The organism is Streptomyces botrytidirepellens (assembly GCF_003721215.1).
Taxonomy (GTDB): Bacteria; Actinomycetota; Actinomycetes; order Streptomycetales; family Streptomycetaceae; genus Streptomyces; species Streptomyces himastatinicus.
In genome coordinates, this window is sequence record NZ_RIBZ01000665.1 from 1 (window position 1) to 5,697 (window position 5,697).

Here is a 5,697-nt window from a genome sequence, read left to right on the forward strand (position 1 = left end):
CGGGCCTTTGCCGTGTGCGTGCCGCGCGAGCGTCACCACGGCCCCGCGGCACACGGCCCGCGGCCTCCGCCCGGCAGCGTGGCGGCGGGCGGTCCGGACGGCCGGTCCGGCGGGGCGGTTCCGGATGCGCATCGCGGCGCTGACGGGCGGCACCGGCCGGAGGCGACGATCGGGTCGTCGTCCCCTCGGCCGGGCTCCCGAAGCCCGTCTCACGCCGCGAGCATGCCCCTGTCCCGCAGCAGGGGCACCACGTGGTTCCGGATGGCCGCCGCGAGCGGGACATCGCTCTCGCCGCCGGATATCCACCGCATATGGGCCAGTTCGGCCGCCGGACGGGGCGTACCGTCGATCCGTGCTCCGTAGACGGTCAGCCGCATGGGCACCCGCTCCAGGGCGGCCACTCCCTCGACCTCGGCCAGCAGCCGCGGCTCCAGCGGGACCACGCCCAGCTCCTCGTCCAGCTCCCGGGCCAGGGTCTCCAGCGGGCTCTCGCCCGGGTCCGGCTTCCCGCCGGGCAGATAGAAGACCTCGGGTGCCGCCTTCTTGCTCACCACCAGCAGCCGTCCCCGCTGCACGATCGCGGCCGCCACCACGGCCATGGACCCTTCGCCCTCATTCGTCATGCGGCCGATTCTGGCAGCCGGGGCCACCCTCCTGGCCAGCGGTTTTTCCCGGTTGACTTGGAGTGCACTCCAACTCCTAGCGTGATCGGCACGACCACCAAGGAGGCATCCATGTCCGATCTGCCCACCCGCCACCTGGGCGAACTCACCGTCGGCGCACAGGGCCTGGGGCTCATGGGGATGAGCCACGGCTACGGCGACTCGGACGACGCGCAGTCGATCGCCACCATCCACCGCGCCCTCGACCTCGGCGTCACCCTGCTGGACACCTCCGACTTCTACGGCTCCGGACACAACGAGGAGCTGCTCGGCCGGGCCCTGGCCGGGCGCCGCGAGCAGGCCGTCGTGGCCACCAAGTTCGGTTTCGCGAACCGGCTGGGCGAGCCCACCGCGATCCGGGGCGACGCCGCCTACGTCCGCCAGGCCTGCGACGCGTCGCTGCGCCGCCTCGGCATCGACCACATCGACCTCTACTACCAGCACCGCGTCGACCCCGAGGTCCCGATCGAGGAGACCGTCGGCGCGATGGCCGAGCTGGTCCAGGCGGGCAAGGTGCGCCACCTCGGGCTGTCCGAGGCGAGCGCGGCGACGATCCGCCGCGCCCACGCGGTGCACCCCATCGCGGCGCTGCAGAGCGAATGGTCGCTGTGGACCCGGGACCTGGAGCAGGAGACCGCCCCGGTCTGCCGCGAACTCGGCATCGGCCTCGTCCCGTTCTCCCCGCTCGGCCGCGGCTTCCTCACCGGCCGCTACAAGTCGGTCGAGAACCTGCCGGAGACGGACGTGCGCCGCACCCAGCCCCGGTTCGCCGACGGCAACCTCGAACAGAACCTGTCCATTGTCGACAAGCTCAACGAACTGGCCGCCGAGAAGGGCGTCACCGCCGGTCAGCTCGCCCTCGCCTGGGTGCAGCACCGCGGCGACGACGTGGTGCCGATCCCGGGCACCCGCCGCGAGAAGTACCTGGAGGAGAACCTCGCCGCGGTCGCCACCGAGCTGTCCGCGGAGGAACTCGCCGCGATCGACGCCGCCGCCCCGACCGACCAGGTCGCCGGAACCCGTTACGACGAGAAGAGCCTCGCCTTCGTCAACCGCTGACCACCGGCGCCTCGATCACCGCGGCCGGCGCGTCCTGCTCCCGCCCGCCGCCCGCCGCCCGACCGGCGGGTGGCGGGCGCCATGCGCAGCGCGGTGACCAGCCGCTTCGCGGTGCTGAACGACACAACGCCCGCCGGAGTCGCCCACTGGCGCTCGAACTTTCCCACCGCACTCGGCGCGGCCCCGCTGCCCCTCGGTGACACCGCGGGACTAGTCACCGCCGGTCACGTCGAGCACGCTCTTCCCCTTGACCCGTCGGCTCTTCAGCGCCGCCACGGCGTCGGCGATGTCTTCCCAGCTTCCTCGCAGGTCGACTTCCGCCGACAATTTCCCGGCAGCCAGCAGCCCGAGCAGATCGGTGAGGTCGGCATCGACCGGGGAGGTCACGTCGCCGTACGTGGTGATCGACTTCGGCTCACCGAAGGCGAACAGCGCGCCGGTGTCGAAAACGGTCGGCTCGCCCGAGGCATGGCCCACGACGTGGAGGGTGCCGCCCGCCGCGAGCAGCCCCCAGACCGCGGCCAGCTGTGGACCACCGACCGTGTCCAGCACCAGGTCGAACGGACGCTCCAGCCCGTCCACACCGACCACCACCTCGTCCGCGCCCAGCTTCGAGATGCCGGCCCCACGTTCGGCGGAGCCGACCGAAGCCGTCACGTGCGCACCGGCGATGGCGGCCAGCTGGACGGCGAACCGCCCCACACCGCCGCTCGCCCCGGTCACGAGCACGCGCCTTCGCAACACCGAGCGCGTGCGCAGCACGCGCAGGGCGGTCACGCCCGCGATGCCCAGCGCGGCCGCGTCGACGAGGTCGACCCCTTCGGGTACGGCGGCCAGCCGGGTCGAGTCGACGGCCACGCGCTCCGCCCACGTGTGGGCAGCGAGGCCGATGGCCACACGGGTGCCCGCAGCCGGTCCGGTGCCGTCGGCCGCCTGCTCGACGACGACACCGGCGGCGTCGTGGCCGTGTACGGATCCGGTGGGCCACTGGCTCGCGTAGACCAGCTCGCCGTAATTCAGGGCGATATGACGCACCGCCACGAGCGCCTGGTCGGGGCGGGGGCGCGGTTCGGCCACCTCGGCCAGTCGCACGGAGGCGACGGCGTCCGGATCCACTACCAGAGCACGCACAGGAGGTATCCCTTCTTGGGGTGTGCGGTCACGAGCCGGGTGTCGCACCGTGCCGCGGGACAGGAGGGAGCCGGTGGGGCTCCCCTCCACGAGTGGCACGCTAAGGCGGGCCCGCCCGGCTCGTCGCCGCCCGTCAGCCTCGATGATGTGGCCGTCTGCCTCACCGGTGTGACGCTCCCCACCGCGCCCACCGGCTCCCCGCCGTCGCGAGTGATGATGGCGAGGTGGACATCCTGGCCAACGCCCTCATCGCCGCCGGTGCGCGTGGTTCGCTCGGGACCCGGATCGAGGCCGGCGGTACGTGGGGACTGTGGCTGGACACCTACCCCGGGGCCGCCCTCCATGCCATCACGGCCGGCACGGTGTGGCTCGGCCTGCCGGATCGACGGCCGCGGCAATTGCGGGCCGGGGACGTCGTGTTCCTGCCCGCGGGAACCGAGCACGGGCTGTCCGGCGAGCCAGGCGTGAGGACGGGTGCCTGCGACAGGGTCGAGGCGGCCCGGGCGCGCGCGATGGGCGACGTGCTCCGGCTCGGCTCACGGCCGGCTTCCGCGAAACTGGTGACGCTCCACTACGAGCAGGACCCCGAAGTGCGCACTCCGATCCTGGGCGCACTCGGCGACGTCGTCCACATCGAAACGCTCGCGCATCCCCACGTCGACGACTTCGTGCGGCTCCTCGTGCGAGAACTCTCCCATCCACAGTTCGGTACGACGGCGGTGCTCAACAGCCTCATCGACCTGTTGCTGATCCAGGTCATCCGCGCGCGCCTCGACGCCCGGGCCGAAGAGCGCGCCGGCTGGCTGAGGGGTCTTCTCGATCCGCCGGTACGGGACGCCCTCACGAAGATCCACCAGGAGCCGTCCCGCCCGTGGACCACCGCCACGCTCGCCGCCGCGATCAGCGTGTCCAGGGCGACGCTGTCGCGACGTTTCCCGGCGGCGACCGGCCAGACCCCGGGGGAGTACCTCACCCGGTGGCGCATGGACCTCGCGGCCCTGCGGCTCCGGGACACGGATCAGACCGTGGAGTCGATTGCGGCCGCCGTGGGCTACACCTCGGCACACGCCTTCAGCCGGGCGTTCCGGCGCCACCGCGGCCTCGCGCCGGGCGCGTACCGCAGCCGAAGCCGCCGCGCATGACGTCCCGTGCCGTTCACCGGTGTCGGCGCGCGTGCCGCGTCCGCTCGGGGACGACGCCGGCCGGTTCGATGATCCGTGACTGCACGTGCTCGTACGGTAGTCCCAGGAAGGCCGGTCTACTAACACCCCTCATGAGCAAGCTCGCACTCGTCACCGGCGCGACCACCGGGATCGGCAAGGCGTTCGCCGAGCGCTTCGCCGCCGACGGCTACGACCTGATCATCGTCGGCCGCCGCCGGGACCGCCTCGACCAGTTCGCCGCCGACCACCCTGAGGTGAAGGTGCGCACCGTCGCCGCGGATCTGTCCACCGAGGAGGGCATCGACGCCGTCGCCTCCTACTGCGTCGACGAGCCGCTGGAGATGTTGGTCAACAACGCCGGCGTAAAGGTCCTCGCCCCCACCCAGCTGATGCGCGCCGCCGTCGGCGGCATGCAGCAGCGCGGCAGCGGCACCATCCTCAACGTCGCCGGCATGATCGCCTTCTCCGGCCCGGCCGACAAGTCCGTCATGCCGCGCCGCGCTTGGGCCGACCACCTCACGAGATCATTCGGCGAGAAAACCTCACTCGCGTCCGATTACCGCGCTCAGCGCCTCCTGCTCCTCGCCCGCCAGCCAGCGGGCGGCGTGCACCATGCGCAGCGCGGTGACCAGCCGCTCCCGGTCCTCCTCCGTGCCCAGATCACCCAGATAGGGCGGCAGGATCACGCCGAGCGCCCGCAGCTCGCCGCGGGCGCAGAGCCGGTCCAGCAGCGCGGCGAGCGGCCCGTCGCGTCGGGCGGTGCGCAACCCGTCGGCGATGCCGAAGCGGGTCCAGTCCGCGTAACTCCCCGGCGGTACGTCGCCGATGTGCGCGGCGGCGCGTACGAAGTGCCGGCGGGCGGCGGCCGGGTCACCGAGTGCCCGGTAGGCCCCGCCCATGTTGACGTGCAGCGAGGCGTAGAAGCCGCGGACCCGGTCGTCGCCGACCGCGTCCGCGCGGTCCAGGCACTCCTGGTTCCAGCGCAACGTCTCCTCGGGGGTGGGCTGGTGCCGGGCCAGGTAGTGCGCGGCCACGCACATCTCGTAGTCGTCGGTGGCGGCGTCCCATGCCTGCCGGAACCGGGTGCGGGCGTCGTCGACCCGCCCCTCGGCCTCGGCGGCCATGCCCTCGACGCACAGCCGGACCACGGGGTTGTCGGAATCCATCGCCGTCTCCTTCACGGGGTCCGGACGGGCATGACGAGCGTCGTGAAACTGCCCTGATCGGCAGACCGGACGACGACGGGCTCGGCGGCCGAGGCGATCTCCAGCAGCACATCGGGCCCCACGCCCGCCTCCAGCGCGGGCAACAGGACGGCCGGGTCGAAGGCGATCCGCAGCGGCGGCCCGGTGCACAGGGCGGCGAGCCGGGCGCCGTGTGCACTGGCGGGCGGCGCGGCGCCATCTGGGACGCCTGGCCGTGCGGTGCCGTGCGCGACAGCGGGCGGCGGGGTCCCGTCCACGGCGGTCGGAGGTGAGGCATCGTCCGCGGCGGTCGACAGCGTGTTGTTGCGTGCGGCGGCGGACAGCGGGCTGTCCCCTGCCGTGGTGCCTCCTGCGGCGGCCCGCCGGGCGCCGTCCGGGACGGCGGGCAGCACGGGGCCGCCCTCGACCGTCAGCTCGCCGTCGTCGGCCCGCAGCACGACCGGCCCGTCGCCGCCCTGCCCGGCCACGGCCGCGCAC

The 5,697-nt window shown here is 73.2% G+C and carries 5 protein-coding genes and 2 pseudogenes; 3 read left to right on the forward strand and 4 right to left on the reverse strand.

Annotated features, from left to right (window positions below; genetic code table 11):
* Positions 1-209: 209 nt before the first annotated feature.
* The gene (locus tag EEJ42_RS35085; protein WP_246097579.1) at positions 210-623 is read right to left on the reverse strand and encodes an NUDIX hydrolase; all 414 of its coding nucleotides are present in this window, start codon (positions 621-623) and stop codon (positions 210-212) included.
* Positions 624-734: 111 nt separating this feature from the next.
* On the opposite strand from EEJ42_RS35085, the gene EEJ42_RS35090 reads away from it, so the two are divergent.
* On the forward strand, positions 735-1,721 hold the full coding sequence (locus EEJ42_RS35090; RefSeq protein ID WP_123106257.1) for an aldo/keto reductase: 987 nt from the start codon (positions 735-737) through the stop codon (positions 1,719-1,721).
* Between the two features lie 210 nt (positions 1,722-1,931).
* On the opposite strand, the gene EEJ42_RS35095 is transcribed toward EEJ42_RS35090, so the two are convergent.
* Positions 1,932-2,852, reverse strand: coding sequence for a zinc-binding dehydrogenase (locus EEJ42_RS35095; RefSeq protein WP_123106259.1), 921 nt, complete (start codon positions 2,850-2,852; stop codon positions 1,932-1,934).
* 224 nt (positions 2,853-3,076) lie between these two features.
* On the opposite strand from EEJ42_RS35095, the gene EEJ42_RS35100 reads away from it, so the two are divergent.
* Positions 3,077-3,994 carry an AraC family transcriptional regulator gene (locus EEJ42_RS35100; RefSeq protein WP_123106261.1) on the forward strand — a complete coding sequence of 306 codons (918 nt, stop codon included), beginning with the start codon at positions 3,077-3,079 and terminating at the stop codon, positions 3,992-3,994.
* A 131-nt stretch (positions 3,995-4,125) separates the two neighbouring features.
* Positions 4,126-4,341, forward strand: a pseudogene (locus EEJ42_RS53375) (SDR family NAD(P)-dependent oxidoreductase); the annotation flags it as partial.
* 216 nt (positions 4,342-4,557) lie between these two features.
* Here EEJ42_RS53375 and EEJ42_RS35110 read toward each other — a convergent pair.
* Entirely contained in the window at positions 4,558-5,181 is a 624-nt protein-coding gene (locus EEJ42_RS35110) for a hypothetical protein (RefSeq protein ID WP_123106263.1), read from the reverse strand.
* A gap of 11 nt (positions 5,182-5,192) precedes the next feature.
* A pseudogene (locus EEJ42_RS53380) lies at positions 5,193-5,697 on the reverse strand (hypothetical protein); the annotation flags it as partial.